This window comes from Kitasatospora sp. NPDC059812 (assembly GCF_042732075.1).
Lineage (GTDB): Bacteria > Actinomycetota > Actinomycetes > Streptomycetales > Streptomycetaceae > Kitasatospora.
In genome coordinates this window covers 74,791-91,906 of the sequence record NZ_JBHWIO010000002.1, presented here as the reverse complement: position 1 = coordinate 91,906, position 17,116 = coordinate 74,791, and the positions used below count along the sequence as shown (strand labels likewise).

At 72.9% G+C, this 17,116-nt stretch carries 15 protein-coding genes; 6 read left to right on the top strand and 9 right to left on the bottom strand.

Annotation, left to right across the window (positions count from 1 at the left end):
- The first annotated feature begins 238 nt into the window (after positions 1 to 238).
- Positions 239 to 1,306, top strand: coding sequence for a DMT family transporter (locus ACFV6D_RS01515; protein ID WP_380557541.1), 1,068 nt, complete (start codon positions 239 to 241; stop codon positions 1,304 to 1,306).
- Here the strand turns inward: ACFV6D_RS01515 and lepB are convergent.
- Both lepB and ACFV6D_RS01505 read right to left on the bottom strand, forming a co-directional pair.
- Positions 1,269 to 1,877 (bottom strand): signal peptidase I, encoded by a 609-nt coding sequence (gene lepB, locus ACFV6D_RS01510; RefSeq protein WP_380557538.1) that lies wholly within the window; start codon positions 1,875 to 1,877, stop codon positions 1,269 to 1,271. The genes ACFV6D_RS01515 and lepB overlap by 38 nt on opposite strands.
- A 358-nt stretch (positions 1,878 to 2,235) precedes the next feature.
- A complete protein-coding gene (locus ACFV6D_RS01505; RefSeq protein WP_063349265.1) occupies positions 2,236 to 2,571 on the bottom strand; it encodes a chorismate mutase in 336 nt (111 codons plus the stop codon).
- Between the two features lie 263 nt (positions 2,572 to 2,834).
- Between ACFV6D_RS01505 and ACFV6D_RS01500 the strand changes: the two genes are divergently transcribed.
- Positions 2,835 to 3,260 carry an OsmC family protein gene (locus ACFV6D_RS01500; protein ID WP_063351385.1) on the top strand — a complete coding sequence of 142 codons (426 nt, stop codon included), beginning with the start codon at positions 2,835 to 2,837 and terminating at the stop codon, positions 3,258 to 3,260.
- A 682-nt stretch (positions 3,261 to 3,942) separates the two neighbouring features.
- Positions 3,943 to 5,874, top strand: a complete 1,932-nt coding sequence (locus ACFV6D_RS01495) for a putative bifunctional diguanylate cyclase/phosphodiesterase (protein WP_380557752.1) — start codon at positions 3,943 to 3,945, stop codon at positions 5,872 to 5,874.
- Positions 5,875 to 5,976: 102 nt separating this feature from the next.
- Here the strand turns inward: ACFV6D_RS01495 and ACFV6D_RS01490 are convergent, their stop codons facing one another.
- The gene (locus ACFV6D_RS01490; protein WP_063349264.1) at positions 5,977 to 7,068 is read right to left on the bottom strand and encodes an LLM class flavin-dependent oxidoreductase; all 1,092 of its coding nucleotides are present in this window, start codon (positions 7,066 to 7,068) and stop codon (positions 5,977 to 5,979) included.
- A gap of 512 nt (positions 7,069 to 7,580) precedes the next feature.
- On the opposite strand from ACFV6D_RS01490, the gene ACFV6D_RS01485 reads away from it, so the two are divergent.
- Positions 7,581 to 8,171 (top strand): DedA family protein, encoded by a 591-nt coding sequence (locus tag ACFV6D_RS01485; protein ID WP_244293667.1) that lies wholly within the window; start codon positions 7,581 to 7,583, stop codon positions 8,169 to 8,171.
- 377 nt (positions 8,172 to 8,548) lie between these two features.
- Positions 8,549 to 9,829 (top strand): hypothetical protein, encoded by a 1,281-nt coding sequence (locus ACFV6D_RS01480; protein WP_380557535.1) that lies wholly within the window; start codon positions 8,549 to 8,551, stop codon positions 9,827 to 9,829.
- A gap of 106 nt (positions 9,830 to 9,935) precedes the next feature.
- Here ACFV6D_RS01480 and ACFV6D_RS01475 read toward each other — a convergent pair whose 3' ends face one another.
- The 6 genes from ACFV6D_RS01475 to ACFV6D_RS01450 form a co-directional block, all read right to left on the bottom strand.
- On the bottom strand, positions 9,936 to 10,841 hold the full coding sequence (locus ACFV6D_RS01475; protein ID WP_380372846.1) for an alpha/beta fold hydrolase: 906 nt from the start codon (positions 10,839 to 10,841) through the stop codon (positions 9,936 to 9,938).
- Positions 10,838 to 11,923: a branched-chain amino acid ABC transporter permease gene (locus ACFV6D_RS01470; protein WP_380557532.1), complete on the bottom strand. Its 1,086-nt coding sequence runs from the start codon at positions 11,921 to 11,923 to the stop codon at positions 10,838 to 10,840. The genes ACFV6D_RS01475 and ACFV6D_RS01470 overlap by 4 nt, the downstream gene beginning before the upstream one ends.
- A gap of 251 nt (positions 11,924 to 12,174) precedes the next feature.
- Positions 12,175 to 13,041, bottom strand: coding sequence for a branched-chain amino acid ABC transporter permease (locus ACFV6D_RS01465; protein ID WP_063349260.1), 867 nt, complete (start codon positions 13,039 to 13,041; stop codon positions 12,175 to 12,177).
- The gene (locus ACFV6D_RS01460; protein WP_079136313.1) at positions 13,041 to 13,847 is read right to left on the bottom strand and encodes an ABC transporter ATP-binding protein; all 807 of its coding nucleotides are present in this window, start codon (positions 13,845 to 13,847) and stop codon (positions 13,041 to 13,043) included. Before ACFV6D_RS01460 ends, ACFV6D_RS01465 begins: the two co-directional genes overlap by 1 nt.
- A 65-nt stretch (positions 13,848 to 13,912) precedes the next feature.
- A complete protein-coding gene (locus ACFV6D_RS01455; protein ID WP_380423633.1) occupies positions 13,913 to 14,725 on the bottom strand; it encodes an ABC transporter ATP-binding protein in 813 nt (270 codons plus the stop codon).
- A gap of 5 nt (positions 14,726 to 14,730) precedes the next feature.
- Positions 14,731 to 16,005: a substrate-binding domain-containing protein gene (locus tag ACFV6D_RS01450; RefSeq protein WP_380557529.1), complete on the bottom strand. Its 1,275-nt coding sequence runs from the start codon at positions 16,003 to 16,005 to the stop codon at positions 14,731 to 14,733.
- A 345-nt stretch (positions 16,006 to 16,350) separates the two neighbouring features.
- Between ACFV6D_RS01450 and ACFV6D_RS01445 the strand changes: the two genes are divergently transcribed.
- Entirely contained in the window at positions 16,351 to 17,112 is a 762-nt protein-coding gene (locus tag ACFV6D_RS01445) for a CoA transferase subunit A (RefSeq protein WP_380372832.1), read from the top strand.
- Positions 17,113 to 17,116 lie beyond the last annotated feature (4 nt).

Below are 17,116 nucleotides of genomic sequence, written 5' to 3'. Positions count from 1 at the left end.
TGGGCGGCGGGGGGCCCGGACGGCGAGGGGGCGCGGACGGCGAGGGGGCGCGGACGGCGAGGGGGCGCGGGTGGCGAGGGGGCGCGGACGGCGAGGGGGCGCGGGTGGCGAGGGGGCGCGGACGGCGGGAGGGTCGTGCGCAGGCTGGGTGAGTGCGCCGCTGCGCACAGTTCCGTGCAGGACCAAATGACGGAATGGCACCTTACTGAACGCCCGGTATGACTGTCACAATGCGTCGGTGCACAGATCAACGGCCTCGCCCACCCTCCCCACGGGCAGAACCCTCGGCCTCAGCCTCGCGCTGGTCTCCGCGTTCGCCTTCGGCGGCTCCGGCACCGCCGCGAAACCGCTGATCGAGGCCGGCCTCTCACCGCTGCACGTGGTGTGGCTCCGAGTCACCGGCGCCGCCGTGGCCCTGCTCCCCATCGCCTACCGCCACCGTGACGCCGTCCTGCGCCGCCCCGGCCTGCTGATCGGGTTCGGCCTGCTCGCCGTGGCCGGCGTCCAGGCCTGCTACTTCGCGGCGATCTCCCGCATCCCGGTCGGCGTCGCCCTGCTCATCGAGTACCTCGGACCGCCACTGCTCATCGGCTACGTCAAGTTCGTCCAGCGCAAGCCGATCAGCCGGGGCGCCGCGATCGGCGCCGGCGTAGCGGTCGCCGGGCTGGCCTGCGTGGTGGAGGTCTGGAACGGCCTGAGCTTCGACGCGCTGGGCGTGCTCTTCGCCCTCGGCGCGGCCTGCTGCCAGGTCGGCTACTTCGTGCTCGCCGACGCTGGCCGCCGGGGCGAGCGCCCGGTCGACCCGCTGGCGGTCAGCGCGTTCGGGCTGCTGATCGGCGCCGTCCTGCTCACCGTCTTCACTCGGCCCTGGCAGGCCGACTGGAGCACGCTCGGCGGGTCCGTGGTGATGAACGGGCACACCCTGCCCGCGCTGCTCCCGGCCGCCTGGATGATCCTCATCGCGACCGTGCTCGCCTACCTGACCGGCGTGATCGCCGTCGGGCACCTCTCGCCCCCGGTCGCCGGGGTGGTGGCCAACCTTGAGGCGGTCGTCGCCACCGTGCTGGCCTGGGTCCTGCTCGGCGAGCACCTCGGTCTGCCGCAGATCGCGGGCGGCCTGCTCGTGCTGACCGGCGCCTTCGCGGCGCAGACCGGCAAGCCGGCGGCCGTGGAGGCCGCGGACGCCAAGGGTGCTCGGGATTCCCGGGATTCCCGGGACTCCCGGGATGCTCCGGACTCTTCGGAGCGGGTCGCCGCCGAGCGGCAGGTCAGCGGCCGACCCAGCCGAACCAGTCGAGGTGATTGAGCGGCCACACCACGGCCGACACCGGCCCGACCACGTTGTCCACCGGCACTGCCCCGCCCCCCGGACCGCGCTGGTGGTAGCGGGAGTCCGCCGAGTCGCTGCGGTGGTCGCCCTCGACCCAGACGTGGCCCGAGGGCACCGTCACCGGCCCGAAGTCCAGGCCCGCGCAGGAGTCGTCGCCGGAGTGCAGGTACGGCTCGTCGACCTTCTTCCCGTCGACGGTCAGCGTGGTGCCCGTGCACTGCACGGTCTGGCCACCGGTCGCGATGACCCGCTTGACCAGGTAGTTGTCGTCCTTCGGCGGCACCAGGCCGACGAAGCTCAACACCGAGCCGGCCGCGTTGGTGAACGGGTTCGAGTCGACGGGCTGCGGCGGGAGCCAGCCACCCGGATCCTTGAACACCACCGGCTGCCCGGGCTCCGGCTTCCAGCCGGTCAGCGGCGCCAGCTTGTTCACGCCCACCCGGTCGCCGATCCGCAGCGTGTTCTCCATCGAGCCGGACGGGATGGTGAACACCTGGAACAGGCAGGTCTTGATCAGCAGCGCGACCACCAGGCCCACCGCCGCCATCGCCGGGATCTCGATCCACCAGGGCCGGGGCCGACGCCCGGCACGCCGGGCCTTGCGGCCACGCGAACCGTGCGCACGGCGGCGGGCCTCGGCACGGCCTCCGGGCGCGTCAGGGGCCTCGGAAGCACCGGGGCCGCGTCCGGCGGCGGGGGCCGGACCGGACCCGGCATCGCTCGGCGTTTCGGGCAGGTTCACCGCCATCGTCGCTGCTCCACCTCTCCGGCTGGGGGAACCTGCACGCTACGCCAACCCCGGAGCCTCACGAAATCCGGCGTTTAGCCGCCCCCGACATGTCCGGGCCGGGCGGCGCCGGGGCCGTCCTCGACGGCTCACCACCGACCCCCTCAGGGGTGCGCTCTCAAGCGCGGGCGATGGCCTCGTGGTGCCGGATGACCTCGGCGATGATGAAAGTCAGGAACTTCTCGGCGAAGACCGGGTCCAGCTTGGCCCCGGCGGCCAGCTCCCGCAGCCGCTTGATCTGGTCGCGCTCACGCGCCGGATCGGCCGGCGGCAGCTTGTGCTCGGCCTTGAGCCGGCCGACCCGCTGGGTCGCCTTGAAGCGCTCGGCCAGCATGTGGACCACCGCGGCATCGATGTTGTCGATGCTCTCGCGCAGGCTGGTCAGCTCCGCCCGCACGGCGGCGTCGACCCCGTCGGTCAGGCCTGCGTCGGGGGTCGTGGGGTGGTCCGTCATCGGGGCGGCTCCCGGTGTCTGAAGTGGGCACCCGGCCGTACGGCGGCCGGGCTCGGGCCCGGGCAAATCTAACAGGGCCCCCGTGGTGGAGCCGCACCTTTTGGCGGATCCGTCCGCAATCCGGACATTGCCCGCACCGCCCGGCACACGGCGCCGATCCGGGCCCGCGCCGCCCCGGGCCGAACGGGGGCCGCCCCGTAGGCTGGTGCGCGTATGACCGGAAGTGACGACTCAGCAGTCCCTCAGTAATGGAGGTACCGATCGTGGCAACCACCCGCACCGCCCGCACCGCTTGGGAAGGCAACCTGCTCGACGGCAAGGGGCAGGTGACCTTCGCCTCGTCCGGGATCGGCGAGTACCCCGTCTCCTGGCCGGCCCGGGCCGAACAGCCCAACGGCAAGACCAGCCCGGAGGAGCTGATCGCCGCCGCTCACTCCGCGTGCTTCTCGATGGCCCTCTCGCACGGCCTGACCGGCGCTGGCACCCCGCCCGTCAAGCTGGACACCCAGGCCGATGTCACCTTCCAGCCCGGCACCGGCATCACCGGCATCCACCTGACCGTCACCGGCGAGGTGCCCGGACTGGACGAGGCCGACTTCACCAAGGCCGCCGAGGACGCCAAGGCCAACTGCCCGGTCAGCAAGGCGCTCACCGGCACCACCATCACCCTCACCGCCAAGCTGGCCTGACGCCCCGACGGATCCCGTCGGACCCCGGCGGATCCCGGCGCGCTCCGGCCGCTCCGGCCGCTCCGGGCGCGCGGTCGGCGCCCGGGGGCGCGATCTCGGCGCACGCGCCCCTGGCGCACATCATGTGATGTGCACCGGGGGCGTCTGCGCGTACCGCCGCACATGATCACAAAGCGGGCGAATCACCCTGGCGGCGGTCACCGCCCGTTGCCGCCGCGGCCTATGATCGGCCGCAGCGCCCTGTTCTTCACGCGGGTCTCCGCGCGACAGCGCCCCACGGCGGGCGCCCCGCACCGGACCGACTCCGAGGACCGCGACAGAGTGCGGAGCCGGCCGCCGGAGTCCCGATCGGCCGGCCGGACCAGCATCCAACGTCAGCAGCGGACGGGAGCATGCCGTGCCGGGCCAGAACGAGGGGGCCGACGCACACCACCCGGGCGTGCGGCACGAGGAAACACCGCACCACCGTCACCTCACAACACCCCTCCTGGGCCCGGACATCAGCACCGTCGGTCCAGTCGGTCCGGTTGGTTCGGTCGGTTCGATCAGTCCAGTCGGTCCGGTCGGCGTCGTCGGTTCCGTCACGGCCGTCGGTGCTGTCGCGACCGGCGGCCGGGCCGTCGGCACGGCGAGTGCGGCGAGTGTGGCGAGTGCGGCAGGAACCGTGCTGGACGACCCCGGGATGCTGCTCTGCCCCACCTGCTCGGCGCCGCTGACCGACGGCACCCACCGGAGCGCCGTCGACGGCCCCGGCCAGGAGAACGGCGGGAGCGACCGGCTGCTGGCCGCGCTGCGGGCCAGCGAATCCCGATTCCGGGCCGCCTTCTGCGACGCGGTCATCGGGATGGCCCTGATCGACCCCGAGGACCGGATCATCGAGGTCAATCCCGCCTTCGCCGCCCTGATCGGACGCAGCGTCGGCGAACTGGTCCGCACCCACCTGCACGAGATCATCGATCCGGAGGGCATGCCGCACCGGCTCTTCCCCGAACTCGTCCACGGCGGGCGGGAGCGGTTCCGCGTGGAGAAGCAGCTCAAGCACCGCGAGGGCCGCACCGTCTGGAGCAAGGTCACCGTCTCGCTGATCCGGGACGGCGCCGGCCAGCCGCTCTACACCCTCGCACTGGTGGAGGACATCACCGAGCAGCGCCGGCTCGGTGACCGTCTGGAGTACCAGGCCCTGCACGACCCGCTGACCCGACTGCCCAACCGGACGTCCTTCTTCGAGCGGCTCGACGCCGCCTGCGCCACGGCCACCGGGACCACCGGGACTGCTGAGCCCGCCGAGGCTCCCGACACCGCCGACACCAGCGACACCGTCCTCGCGCCGGCGGACGGGCGCCGGGTCGGCGTCTGCTACCTGGACCTCGACGGTTTCGCGGCGATCAACGAGACGCTCGGGCACCACATCGGCGACCAGTTGCTGATCGCCGTCGCCGCCCGGCTGCGCGGCGGGTTCTCCGGGCACGACGCCCACCTGGTGGCCCGGATGGGCGGCGACGAGTTCGCTGTCCTGGTCACCGACAGCCGGGGCAGCGACCAACTGACCGACCTGGCCGCCCGGATCCTCCAGGAACTGGAACACCCCTTCGACGTCGCCGGACACCGACTGGTCATCACGGCCAGCGTCGGCGTCGTCGAACGGTCCGTGCACGAGACCACCCCGACCGACCTGGTCAAGGACGCCGACGCCACGCTCTACTGGTCCAAGGCCGACGGCCGCGCCCGTTGGACCCTCTACGACCCGGACCGCGGCGCCCACCAGCTGACCCGCCAGCTCCTCGCCACCGCACTGCGGCCCGCCCTGGAGCGCGGCGAGTTCACCATCGAGTACCAGCCGCTGGTCGGCCTGGCCGACGGAGCCGTCCACGGCGCGGAGGCCCTCGTCCGCTGGCGCCACCCCCGCTACGGGACGCTCTCTCCGGACCGCTTCATCCCGCTCGCCGAGGAGACCGGCGCGATCGTGCCCCTCGGCACCTGGGTACTGGAGGAGTCCTGCCGCCAGGCCCGGCAGTGGCTCACCGAGTTCCCCGAGACCGAGACCTTCGTGAGCGTCAATCTGGCCGCCCGCCAGATCTGGGACTCCGACGTGGTCGCCGACGTCGCCCGCGCCCTCGAACGCACCGGGCTGCCGGCCCGGCTGCTCCAGCTGGAGATCACCGAGAGCGCCCTGCTCGGCCCCGGCGGACGGCCGTTGCAGGCGCTCCAGGCGCTCGCGGACATGGGCGTGCGGATCGCGATCGACGACTTCGGCACCGGCTACTCCAACCTGGCCTACCTCTCCCGGCTGCCGGTGCACGTCCTGAAGCTCGACGGCACCTTCATCGAGGGGTTCCGCGACCCGGCCCCGGCGACGAACCCTTCGGAACTCCCCGAGCTCGGCTCCCGCCGCAGCGACGCCGACGAGCAGATCGTGGGCGCGATGGTGCAGCTGGCCCACACCCTCGGCCTGACCGTCACTGCCGAGGGCATCGAGAGCGCCGCGCAGGCCGAACGGCTGCGGCTGACCGGCTGCGACACCGCCCAGGGCTGGTACTTCGCCCGGCCGGGCGAGGCCGAGCTCGTCGCCGCCATACTCCGCAAGGACCGCCCCGGCCCGGACACCAGCCGGTAACCGGGGCCGGCCCCGCTGCGGACCCGGCGGCCGGGCCTCTCCGCCCAGGCCTTCCGTACTCAGGCCTTCCGTGCTCAGGCCTCGACCGTCAGGCTTCCGCCGTCAGGCTTCCGCCGTCAGGCCGTACGCCTCGGCGATCAGGCCGTAGGAGCGGAGCCGGGCCTCGTGGCCGTGGATGTGCGAAGTGACCATCAGCTCGTCCACGCCCGTCCGCTTGCGCAGGGCCTCCAGCCCGTCCGCGACCTCGCCCGGGGCGCCGAGCACCACGTTGTCGAGCCAGCTGTCGATGAACTCCGCCTCGGCCGGGCTGTACGGGTAGGCCTCGGCCTCCTCCGGGGTGGGGATCGGGCCGGGGTTGCCGCGCCGCAGCCGGAGCATGCCGAGGGCCGCGGAGCGGGCGAGACGACGGGCCGCACCCTCGTCCTCGGCGGCGACCGCGCTCACACCGATCAGCGCGTACGGCTCGGCGAGCACCGCGGAGGGCCGGAAGGACTCCCGGTAGAGGTCGAGCGCCGGGACGGTGTTGACGCTGCTGAAGTGGTGGGCGAAGGCGAATGGCAGGCCGAGGCGGCCGGCCAGCTGGGCGCTGAAGCCGGAGGACCCGAGCAGCCAGACCGGCGGGCGCCCGTCGCCCTGGGGGACGGCGGTCAGCTGGGCGTAGGGGTGGCCGGAGGGGAAGTCGCCGTCGAGGAAGTGGGTCAGCTCGGCGAGCTGCTGCGGGAAGTCGTCGGCGCCCTCGGCGCGGCCGCGGCGCAGCGCCCGGGCGGTGGCCGGGTCGGTGCCGGGGGCGCGACCGAGCCCCAGGTCGATCCGGCCCGGGTGCAGGGCCTCCAGCAGGCCGAACTGCTCGGCGATGGCCAGCGGGGCGTGGTTGGGGAGCATCACCCCGCCCGAGCCCAGCCGCAGGGTCGTGGTGTTGGCGCCGAGGTGGGCGAGCAGGACGGCCGGGGTGGAGCTGGCCACTCCCGGCATGCCGTGGTGCTCGGCCACCCAGAAGCGGTGGTAGCCCCACTGCTCGGCGTTGCGGGCCAGCGCGGTGGTCGCGGCCAGGGCCTCGGCGGGCGTGTAGCCGACGCCCACGGTGGCCAGGTCGAGGATGGAGAGCGGGGCGGGCGCCGTGCCGCGGGCGGTGCCCCGGATCGCCGCGCCGGTCCGCGGTTCGGTCGGGTGCTCCTGCTGGTCCTCGGTGGTCATGCCGTCCGCCCTTCTGGCTTTCTTGAGCCGGCCCTGGTGGGCGACCGCGGGTCTCGGGTGGCCCGGCGGTCGCTGCTGCCGACCGGGGTCAACCACCGCGCCGGGCCGACTGTTCCCGCATCCGGCACGTTCCGACCTGCACACCGACCACCACGCCGACCTCACGCCCGCTCCACCGCGGCCCGTGCAGCGGCCCCGCTCCGGCCCGTACGCCGGCCCCGTTCCGGCCCCGCTTCGATCCCGCCCGGCGCCGGCGGGCACGGCCCGGTACGGTGCCGCCGACCGACCATTCGGATGACGGAGAGCCAGCGGTCGGACACTCCTGGCGACTTCATGCCGGCGCCGGAGGTCACCGGGCGGAGGGCTCGCGCCTTTGCGCAGGTCGGGGCCGGGGTCTGTGACCCGCGGCATACCGGGGTGCTTCATGGCATGAAAAGTCGAGGCGCTAGCGTTGACCTCAGCGGCCACCTGCTCCCCCGGGCGGCGTGGAGGGAGTACAGGCCTTGAACTTCGTGGCGGCGATCGGATCCTCGTGGATCTGCGCCCTGGCGCTCTTCGCCGTGCTCGGAGACGCCCTCCTGCCCTTCATCCCCAGCGGGACACTGGTCATCCTGGCGGTGCTCAAGACGGCGCGGATCGACGGCGCCCCGGTGCTGCTCGGCCTGGGCGTGGCAGTGGCCTCCTTCCTCGGCGACCTCCTCCTCCTGCACCTCGCCCGGCGCGGCGCCCCGCTGCTCCAGCGCCGGCTCGCCCGGCGCCCGGAACTGGCGGCCAGCGTGACCAGGGTCCAACAGGCCCTGGTCGAACGCCCTCACGGGGCGGCCGCGGCCATGGTGGTGGTCGCCCGGTTCGTCCCGGCCGGGCGGACCGTCCTGGACGTGGCCATCGGCCACTCCCCCGCCCACCCGCACCGCTTCCTGCACTGGTCGGCACTGGCGGCGCTGGTCTGGGCCGCCTACATCGTGACGCTGGGCTGGCTGAACAGCCACTGGTTCGACACCGCCTGGTTGAGCCTCGCGGTGTCCTGCACCGCTGCCACCATCGTCAGCACCGCGATCGCGCGAATAGTGCGCCGCAACCGACGACGGCTCGCCGCGCTCTGACCGCTGCGCCTCGGCCTGCGCCCCCGGCCCCGGACGTCCCGGTCGCCCCTCGCCTCGCCCCCGCCACGGGCGAGATCTGCCCGGACGGGCGACGAGCCGTACCGAGCGCTGACGAACTCTGACCCGCCCCGCCGGACCGGCGGTACCGTACTCCCCTGGCGGCGCGAGGAGCGAAGCGTCACAGGACGGCAACAGACGACGAATCCTTGCAGCCCAGCCCGGCCCTGCTGACGTGTTGACTCTCGTAGAGGGTCGACGGCCTTGGTGGCCGCTGCGGCCACATGGCATGCTAACGGCGGAAAATTCATCAATTGCCCGATTTGACCGGTGCGGCCCCGGGCCGCCCTCACCACCGGCATCGGCACCCAGGGGAGACCATGACCAGCATCTCGCGCAGGACGGTGCTCAGTGCGACCGCTGCGACCGCGGCCCTCGGCGCGGTCGCGGCCTGTTCCAGCAGCGGATCCGGTTCGAGCCAGAACTCCTCCTCCCCCACGACCGGCGGCAGCCCCGGCACCACCCCGGCGGGCACGACCGACCCGACCAAGACGGGGGTGCCCAAGGGCACTCCGATCGGCGACGGTTCCAACGCCGACACCGGCCCGCAGCCGAACCAGCCGAAGCCCGAGAAGCTCAAGCCCGGTGAGCGGCCGCCGCAGTTCGTGGTGTTCTCCTGGGACGGCGCGGGTGGCACCGACGACGGCCAGTTCCCCCGCTTCCTCAAGCTGGCGGAGCAGTACAAGGCCACGATGACCTTCTTCCTCTCCGGTATATACGCCCTGCCCAAGGGCAAGGCCGACCTGTACCACCCGCCGAAGCACTCGGTCGGCGCCTCCGACATCCCGTACCTGTCGGACGGTGCGGTCAAGAGCACGCTCAAGCTCGTCAGCCAGGCATGGCTGGCCGGGCACGAGATCGGCACCCACTTCAACGGGCACTTCTGCTCCAGCCGCCCGGACAAGAACGGGGTCAACATGTGGACCCCGGAGGACTGGCAGAGCGAGATCGACCAGGCGATCGGCTTCGTGACCCAGTGGCGGACCAACACCGGCTTCACCGACGTCGACCCGCTCCCCTTCGATTACAAGAAGGAGCTCATCGGCGGCCGCACCCCCTGTCTGGAGGGTCAGAAGGCGCTCCTGCCGACGGCCGCGAAGCTGGGCTGGAAGTACGACGCCAGCTCCTCCGGCGGCCTGCAGATATGGCCGCAGAAGGTGCAGGACGGCAAGGTCTGGGACTTCCCGCTGCAGTCCATCCCGTTCCCCGGGCACTCCTTCCAGGTGCTGTCGATGGACTACAACATCCTGGCCAACCAGTCCGCGGGCAGCACCAAGGGCGACCCGTCCAAGTACAACGACTGGCGCACCCAGGCCAAGGACTCCTACCTGGCCGGCTTCGACCGCGCCTACAACAGCAACCGTGCGCCGTTCTTCATCGGCAACCACTTCGAGCAGTGGAACGGCGGCATCTACATGGACGCCGTCGAGGAGACCCTCAAGACCATCGCGGGCAAGCCGGACGTCCGACTGGTCTCCTTCCGGCAGCTGGTCGAGTGGCTGGAGGTGCAGGACCAGTCCACCCTGCGCAAGCTGCGCACGCTCAACGTCGGCCAGGCGCCGAGCGGCGGCTGGGAGACCTTCCTCGGCGCTGCGGGCTGAGACGGGGCAGACCGAGACAGGGCGGGCCGGGACGGGGCAGACCGGGACAGGCGCGGCCGGCGGGGTGGACGGACCCCGCCGGCCGCCGTCGTCGGGGCCGGGCCCGCTACCCCGCGGCGGTGACGTCCGCGAGCAGGCCGCGGACGATGCGCTCGGCCCCCGGCTCTCCCCAGAGGATCGAGTAGTGGTTGGTGTCCGGCACCAGCGAGGCCGGCACCCGGGCCTGGTCCAGCCCGGCCAGCCCGATCCGCTGGTGGTCGTAGAGGCCCTGGGGCTCGTCGAGCAGGCCGCGCTCGGCCCAGAGCAGTTCGGCCGGGCAGGGCAGCCGGTGCACTGCGGTGGCCGCGTCCCGGTCCAGCAGGACCTGGGCGCCGTCGGTCTGTACGGCCTCCAGCACGCAGGAGGAGCGCAGTTCGGGCTCGACACCGACCAGGTCGCGCTGGGTGTAGGCGTCGATCTCCGCCGACCAGGCCGTCCCGAAGGCCGGGTGCCGCTGCCAGAACTCGCGGTAGGCGTCCCGGTCCGGGAAGGTCATCGACAGCCGGGCCAGCGCGGGGCCGAGCACCGCGGCCAGCGCGTCCTCCTCACGGATACCCTCCGGCAGCGGGAAGGTCAGCGCGCCGTCCACCAGCAGCACCCGGCGGACGAGTTCCGGGTGCCGGACGGCGGCCAGGGCGGTGACCCAGGCTCCCATCGAGTGGCCGACCACGGTGGTCGGGCCCGTGCCGAGGGCCGTGATCAGTGCGGCCACGTCGTCGGCGTGCCGGGCCAGCCCGTACGGCCCGGCGACCGCGCGGCTCCCGCCGCGCCCCCGCAGGTCGGGCGCGAGCAGGGTGACCCGCCCGGCGAGTTGACGGGCGACCTCGTACCAGGCGAGGCCGTTGGCGGTGATGCCGTGCACCGCCACGATCGTCGGGGCGTCCGGCTCGGCGGCGGGCCAGCGCAGGACCGCCAGCTCCCCTCCGGGCACGGCGACGGTCAACTCCTCGGGCTTCAGGGGCGACTGGCTCACGCGGGGGTACCTCCGGTGGGACGGGCGGTCCGGGTAGCGGCCGGAGTGCGGACCGCACGGGCGGATCGGGCGGCGCGAATGCGGGCAGGCAGTCTAGCCAGGCCGCCGGGCAGCAGGTAGACCACCGCGACGAACAGGGTGCCCAGCAGGAACAGGGGTTGGGAGAGCGGCACCCGCAGGACCGCGGGCAGGTCCGCGATCGTCGTCGAGTTGGCGAGGTCGCCGAGCCGGTGGCTGGCCCAGGTGTAGAGGACACCGCCGAGCAGCGGACCCCAGCGGGTCCCCGAGCCGCCGAGCACCACCATCACCAGCAGGGCGAGCGTGGCGTCGGAGCCGGCGGCCTGCGGGGTGGCGCCGCCGGTCAGCAGCAGGTAGACCACCCCGCCCAGCCCCGCGAGGCCGCCGGCGAGCACGAAGGCGACCAACTTGTAGCCGTAGGGACGCAGTCCGAGCACCTCCACCCGGCGCTCGTTCTCCTTGATCCCCTCCCAGACCCGACCGGCCGGCGAGTTGACGGCCCAGTGGACCACGGCGACCGTCAGCACCAGGTAGCCGACGGCGATCCAGTAGAGGTTGGCGGTGTTCTCGATCCCGAGCAGGCCGGAGGGCAGCAGGTCGGCCGGGGCGGAGCGGCCCTCCTCACCGCCGGTGACGCCACCGGGGTTGCGCTGGACGAGGATCGAGCCGGCCTGGGCGAAGGCGAGGGTGACCATGGAGAAGCCGATTCCGGTGACGCGGAGGCTGACCGAGCCGAGCAGCAGGGCCAGCGCGACGGTGCAGGCGACGCCGAAGACCGCCGCGGCGGCGAACGGCAGTCGCAGTTCCAGCATGCCGAGGTCGGTGGCGTAGAGGCCGGTCGCGAAGTAGAGCGCGTGGCCGAAGGAGAGCAGTCCGGTGCGGCCGAGCAGGAGGTCGTAGCCGGAGGCGAGGGCCCCGTAGAGCAGGCACAGGGCGAGCAGTTGCAGGCTGCCGGGGCTGCCGAGCGGGCCGTCGAGCAGTCCCGGGACGGGAAGCGCACTATATGGGGCGACAAGGAGCGTGATCAGCAGGGCGATCGGCCACCAGCGTAGCGCTCTGTGCACCGGTGTCCAGCGATTAGTGACTGAATCACCTGTTCGAGGGATGGCGCCGAGGTCGGTCGTGTGTTCACAATGGGTCTCGGCAAGGCTGGTGTCAGTCCCCCTTGCCACAGTGACGGTGTTGGCGGAGCTGGTGTCAGTCCCCTCTGCCAGCATGGCGGTCATGGCAGGGCTGGTGTCAGTCCCCCCTGCCATGGCGGCGGCGCTGCGGTCGGCCGCGGGGCCACCGGTGCTCGTGATCGGAGTTTCGGCGCTCACGCGAGCCTCCCGGTGAGTCCACGGGGTCGGACGAGAAGGAGCACGGCGAGCAGGACGACGACCGAGAGGTCGCCGAGCCCGGCGCCGGTGTAGTAGTTGGCGAACTGCTGGACGAGACCAACGCCCACGGAGGCGACGGCGGCCCCGGTGACGGAGCCCATGCCGCCCATCACCACGACGACGAAGGCGAAGATGAGCAGCCCGGTCCCCTGGCCGGGATTGACCGAACCGAAGTAGAGGCCACCGAGGGCACCGCCGAGCGCGGCGGCCGCCCCGCCGATGGCGAAGACGAGGGTGAACGCCTTCCGGACGTCGATGCCGAGCGCCGTGACCATCGCCCGGTCCTCGACGCCGGCCCGGACGATCAGCCCGTAGCGGGTACGGGCGAGGAACAACCGAAGAGCGAGCAGCAGCAGCGCGGCCGCGGCCACGAGCACGAAGCGGTTGACCGGGACGGTCGCACCGAGCACGTGCCAGGTGCCGGAGAGCACGGCCGGCTGGGGGAAGGGGCGGGCGTCCGCGCCCCAGACCCCCATCAGGAGGGCGGGCACGGCGAGCCCGACCCCGACGGTGGCGAGGATCTGATCGCGCGGCCGGCTGTAGAGCGGGCGGATCAGGAAGAGCTCCAGCAGGACGGCGGCGGCCGTTCCGACCAGGGTGCCGAACGGCACCGCGAGCCAGAAGGAGAGGCCGGCCTCGGTGCCGGCCCACCAGGTGGCGTAGGCGCCGATGGAGAGCAGGGCGCCGTGCGCGAAGTTGAGCACGTCCATCAGACCGAAGATCAACGACAGACCGGAGGCGACCAGGAAGTACAGCGCACCAAGACCTAGTCCGGTACAGGAGAGGAGGACGACGGTGTCCATCAGGGCTTCACCTCCGCGGTGACGACAGGGGTGGCCGGAGAAGCGGCGGGCCGGGGTCCGCCGGCGAGCGGGTGACGGGAGCCGACGCCGAGCAGGCGGCGGGCGGCCTCCTCGTCGGCCAACAGCTCGGCGGTGTCGCCCCGGTGGGCGGTACGGCCGTCGGCCAGGACGGCGCAGGTGCCGGCCAGCCGTCGGACGAGGGCGAGGTTCTGCTCGACCAGGAGAACGGGCACGGCCTCGGCCGCTCGCGCCAGCACCTCGGCCACCTCGGCGACGATCTTCGGCGCCAGACCCTTGGTGGGCTCGTCGGCGATGATCAACCGGTTGCGGTTGAGCAGCGTCCGGCCTATCGCCACCATCTGCTGCTGGCCGCCGGAGAGCGTCCCGGCCAACTGGCCGGCCCGCTGCTTGAGTTCGGGGAAGAGCTCGTGGACGAGCGGATAGTTCGGCTCGCCCGCCTCGCCCCCGCCCCGGACGGCGCGCTCGGCGAGGCGGAGGTTCTCGGCGACCGTCAGGCCGGCGAAGATCCCCCGGTCCTCGGGGGCGTAGCCGATGCCATGACGGACCACCAGATGTGTCGGAAGGGAGGCGAGTTCGACACCGGAGAAGCGGACACTTCCGGTGCGCGGCACCAGGCCCATCACGGCCTTGACGGTGGTGGTCTTGCCGGCGCCGTTGCGGCCGAGGAGCGCGGTGACCCCGACGGGGGCCACGTCGAGGTCGACACCGTGCAGGATGTGCAGCCCGCCGATGACCACCCGCAGATCGCGAACGGAGAGGAGAGGGGCGGCAGGAGACGTAGGCACGGCCGCGGAGGCAGCGGCAGCGGCAGCGGTGGAGGTAAAACCGGGCGAGGGGAGCGGAGAGGAGGTCACAGCGCCTCGCCCAGGTAGGCCTGTTGCACGGTCGGGTCGGCCATCACTGCCTCGGGGGTGTCCAGCGCGAGCAGCGTGCCGTGGTGCATCACCGCGAGGCGGTCGGCCAGCCCGAGCAGGACGTCCATGTGGTGCTCGACCATCAGGACGGTCCGGCCCAGGTCGCGGTGCACGGACCGGATCAGCTCGGTGAGGGCCGGCACCTCCTCGGCGCTGACCCCGGCCATCGGCTCGTCCAGCAGGATCAGCCGCGGATCGGAGACGAGGAGGACGGCCAGTTCCAGTTTGCGCTTCTCGCCGTGCGAGAGCGCGCCCGCCAAGGTGTCCGCACGGTGGGTGAGTTCGGTGCGGTGGAGGGTCTCGGCCAGCTGCTCCTGGTACCGGTCGGCACGGCGCCAGAGCCGGTACGAGGCGCGCGGTCCGGCCGCCGCCTGGGCGGCCAGTCGGACATGGTCGGCGACGGTCATCCCCGGCCAGAGGGAGGAGGTCTGGAAGGTGCGGCCGAGGCCGCGGCGCGCCCGGGCGTGCACGGCCTCGGCGGTGACGTCCACACCGTCGAGGTGGAGGCTGCCGTGGGTCGCCGGATAGATGCCGGAGATCAGGTTGAAGAGGGAGGTCTTGCCGGCGCCGTTGGGGCCGATGAAGGCGATGAACTCGCCTTCGCCGACCGAGAAGGAGACGTCCTCGACGATCGGCACCCCGCGGACGGACCAACCGAGTCCGTCCAGCCGAAGCACCGGGGCGGGCGAGGCCGTGGTCGTGGCCGGGGAACCGGCCCGGGAAGGAGTGGGGGCGGTGGGAGCGGGCATCGGGATCAGCCCGCCATCGGGGTGACCGGGGGCGCCACCTCGTCCGCGGTCAGGGCCTTCTCCACCGAGGGCTTGGCGGCGGCCCCGGTGCCGGTCAGCCGGGCCTGGAACATCGGCTGGAGGAGGGCGTGGTCCTCGGCGCGCACCGTGGTGCGCCCCTTCACCCCGTCGAAGCTCCAGCCCTCCAGCGCCTTGACCAGGGCCGAGGTGTCGTCGGTGGAGCCGTGGTTGGCCTCGACGGCGTGCACGATCAGCTGGGCGGCGGTGAAGCCGTCGGGCGTGAAGATGTCGGTCTTCCCGCCGGCGGCGGTGACGGCCTCGTCCATGGCCTTCTCCACCGGAGTGCCGGCGGCGCCGCTGAAGTAGTGGTTCAGAAAGGAGATCTTCTCGGCCGCCGGGCCGAACAGCGGGTAGGAGGCGGCCAGATCCAGGCCGGTGACGACCTTGGTGTCGGCGAACACGTCCTGCTGGTTGAGCGCCGTCCACAGGGCCGAGGAGCTGTCGCCGGCCCAGGCGACGAACAGCAGGTCGGGCTTGGCGGTCTTGGCCTGGGTGGCGAACGGGGTGAGGTCGGTGGCGCTCGGCGGGGCGAGCACCTGGTCGACCGTCGCGCCCTGGGCCCCGAGCACGGCCTTGACGGCAGCCACGTTGGCCTGTCCGAAGGCGTTGTCCTGAGCGAGCACGGTGACCTTCTTGCCCTTGGCGTCACCGATGAACGAGGCCGCGGTGCGGATGTCCTGGAAGGACTGGCGGCCGGAACGGAAGGTGTACTTGTTCAAACCGGTGACCTTGTCGGCGGCGGCCGGGCCGCTGACGAAGAGCACCTTGTTCTGGGCGGCGATCGGGCCCACCTGGAGGGCGACGCCCGAGACGGTGGAGCCGGCCAGGACCTTGTAGCCCTTGCCGATCAGGTCCTTGGCGGCGGACACCGCCTTGGCCGGGTCGCCCGCGTCGTCCTGCTCCTCGAATTCGACCTTGTGCCCGTCGACCGCGCCGGTGCCCTTGGTCGCGTAGCTCAGCCCCGCCTTGAAGCCCTCCAGGTACTGCTTGCCGTAGGCGGCCAGCGGTCCGGTCTTGGAGTACACCAGGCCGACCTTGACCGGGCTCTTCGCACCACCGCCGTCCGCCGAGGCCGTCCCGGCGGTGCCGGCCTTGGCGCAGCCCGCGGCGAGCAGGACGCACGCCGCGACGGCGGCGAGCTTCCGGGCCGGGCCGCCGGTCAGGGTCTCGCCCGGGCGGGCGCCGGAGGCGGGCCGAGTGGGGGCTGTCGAGCTGCGCATGATGACCGACTCCTGAGGGTGCGGCGGGGTGGATGCCGGAACCGTAGGTGTGCGGTGGGACTGGCGACATGTGGCCGGGCGACGCATCGGCCCATCGTGATGTGGCTCTGGCCGACATACCACCCGGGCGGCGCCGCTCCCCGGACGTCCGGGTGTGGCCGGCCGACACGGGCTGGTATCCGCCCATGGCGGGAGCCGCCATGGCTGCGGCGGCCCGCGTCCGGTGACGGTGGAGGGGCTCGGCAGCCGTCCGGCGGCGGCCGCCGAGCCATCCCGCCGGGCCCTCCCACCGGGCCCGGCCCGGGCGTGCCCTCTCCCGTATCCCACTCCTCACGAGGTGATCCCTTGGACAAGGTCCTGGACTCCCCCGCCGACGCGGTCGGGGACATCCCCGACGGTGCGGTGCTGGCCGTCGGCGGCTTCGGCCTCTGCGGCATCCCGAGCACCCTGATCAGTGCCCTGGCGGACACCGGCACCACCGGCCTCCAGGTGGTCTCGAACAACTGCGGGGTGGACGACTGGGGGCTCGGCCTGCTGCTGCGGGCGGGCCGGATCGCCCGGATGACGTCCTCGTACGTCGGCGAGAACAAGGAGTTCGCCCGGCAGTACCTGTCCGGCGAGTTGGAGGTGGAGCTCACCCCGCAGGGCACGCTGGCCGAGCGGCTGCGCGCCGGAGGCGCCGGCGTCCCCGCGTTCTACACCCCGGCCGGGGTCGGCACCCAGGTCGAGGAGGGCGGGCTGCCCTGGCGCTACGCGGCGGACGGCTCGGTGGCACTGGCCTCACCGGCGAAGGAGGTCCGGGAGTTCGGCGGCCGCCGGTACCTGCTGGAGGAGGCCATCACGGCGGACTTCGCGCTGGTCCGGGCCGAGGTGGCGGACCGGCACGGGAACTGCGTGTTCCACGCCGCCGCCCGCAACTTCAACCCGCTCTGCGCGACCGCGGGCCGGATCACCCTGGTCGAGGCGGACCGGATCGTCGAGCCGGGCGAGCTCGCCCCGGACGCCGTGCACCTGCCCGGCGTGTACGTGGACCGGGTGGTGGCCGCCGATCCCGCGGACCGCCGTATCGAGCGCCGGACCGTCCGCCCCGCACTCCAGGAGGCCTGAACCG